This window comes from Streptacidiphilus jiangxiensis (assembly GCF_900109465.1).
Taxonomy (GTDB): Bacteria; Actinomycetota; Actinomycetes; order Streptomycetales; family Streptomycetaceae; genus Streptacidiphilus; species Streptacidiphilus jiangxiensis.
This window is the reverse complement of the sequence record NZ_FOAZ01000089.1, coordinates 1-1,382: the sequence shown is the minus strand read 5'-3', so window position 1 is coordinate 1,382 and position 1,382 is coordinate 1. Positions and strand designations below refer to the sequence as shown.

Annotated in this window: 2 protein-coding genes; both read right to left on the bottom strand. The window is 73.2% G+C overall.

Annotation, left to right across the window (positions count from 1 at the left end; all coding sequences use genetic code 11):
* Window positions 1–146: 146 nt before the first annotated feature.
* Window positions 147–575: a hypothetical protein gene (locus BMY61_RS43795; RefSeq protein ID WP_042461531.1), complete on the bottom strand. Its 429-nt coding sequence runs from the start codon at window positions 573–575 to the stop codon at window positions 147–149.
* 173 nt (window positions 576–748) lie between these two features.
* Window positions 749–1,369, bottom strand: a complete 621-nt coding sequence (locus BMY61_RS43790) for a hypothetical protein (RefSeq protein ID WP_042461534.1) — start codon at window positions 1,367–1,369, stop codon at window positions 749–751.
* Window positions 1,370–1,382: the final 13 nt, after the last annotated feature.

Here is a 1,382-nt window from a genome sequence, read left to right as displayed (position 1 = left end):
TTCTCTGGCGCTGGGTCGAGTTTACCAGGGAATGCGTATTCTGCGGTGCGGGAATTAGCTGGGCGGTTGGCCGGGGGTGGAGGTCTTCGGCCTCGGCCGGCCCGGTGAGGGCGCCGGGGCTCCCCTGGCGCGCGCCCCGGGCCGGTTCACCCGGCGAAGAGCTGAGCGCGGGGCGGCCAGCCGCAGGCGACCAGCAGCGCCTGGACGCGGGCACCGGCGTCCGGCACCTGGTAGGGGTGCCCTCCGCCGGGCCTGGCCACCGCGCCGCCGTTGAAGACGAGGTCGTGGTGAAGCGTGCGCAGCGCGCGCTCTGTCGGGGTGCGGCCGGTCTCCGGGCCGCCGTTGGCCTCCAGCCAGGCGTCGCGCTCCTGGGCGCTGGCCTGGGGGCCGCAGAAGCCCAGGCTCTGGAGGAAGGACAGGAGGTCTGCGCTGCTGGACTCGCCCGAGGCGAGGGCGGACCAGGCCGGTGTGGCTCCGATGCGGTCGGCGAGGTCCTCGATGACGTCGAACTCGTCGGGGGGCAGGAGGCAGGTCTCCACCCAGTTGGCGAGGGCGGCGCGGGCGGGGTCGAACATCGTGTGCCTCCGCGAGGTGGGATCAAGGCTTGCTGCGGGCGGGTGGTGCTCGCCCGCAAGAACAAATCTACATGCCTTTTTCTCATCTTGCAATGCACATGGGGGGTCGTGGGCTCCGGGTCCGGCGGCCCGGCCGGCACCCGGCCAAGGCGGTGCCGGCCGGGCCGCCGGGGTCAGGCTCCGAGGCCGATGTGGCCGACGTAGGTGTAGGCGCCCCAGTCGGAGTCCAGGTCGGCGATGACGTCGTCCCAGACGTCCTCCAGGGCGCCGAGGTTGCCGTCGACGAGGGCGTCGACGGCGGCGTCCCAGACGTAGCGGACCTGCAGCTTGCGCACGCGCAGGTTGTCGCGGCGGCGCGGGGCGTCGACGACGGCCTGGTTGATGGGGTGGATCTCCACCCGGGTGCCCTGGCCGCCGCGGTTGAGGTGCTGCTTGAGCGCGCCGGGGTTGGCCAGCACGTTGGCCGCGCGCAGGTTCCAGTACGCGGTGTCGACGGCCTCCAGGTTCTCGGGGCGCGGGCTGCGCGCACCGCGGGTCCAGGCGCGCAGCGTGGAGGGGTGGGCGGTGACGCCGGCGTCGGCCAGGGCCTGGGCGCCGCCGGCGGTGGTGTTGAGGTAGTTCATGCGGGCCATGAGGCCGCGGCGGGTGGTGGCCGGGGAGCGGATGCCGCCGTCGATGATCATCCGTTCCAGGGCGTCCTCCAGGGCCTGGGCCAGGGCGACGGCGCCGTGGACATTTCCCGGGTCGCGGTTCGCGCCGTAGCGGCCGAAGTTCTTCCATCCGTCGGTCGACATTGTTTAGGCGGCC

Coding starts and splice junctions, on each gene's coding strand:
- BMY61_RS43795 (WP_042461531.1), bottom strand. CDS start 575: ATGTTCGACCCCGCCCGCGCCGCCCTCGCCAACTGGGTGGAGACCTGC.
- BMY61_RS43790 (WP_042461534.1), bottom strand. CDS start 1,369: ATGTCGACCGACGGATGGAAGAACTTCGGCCGCTACGGCGCGAACCGC.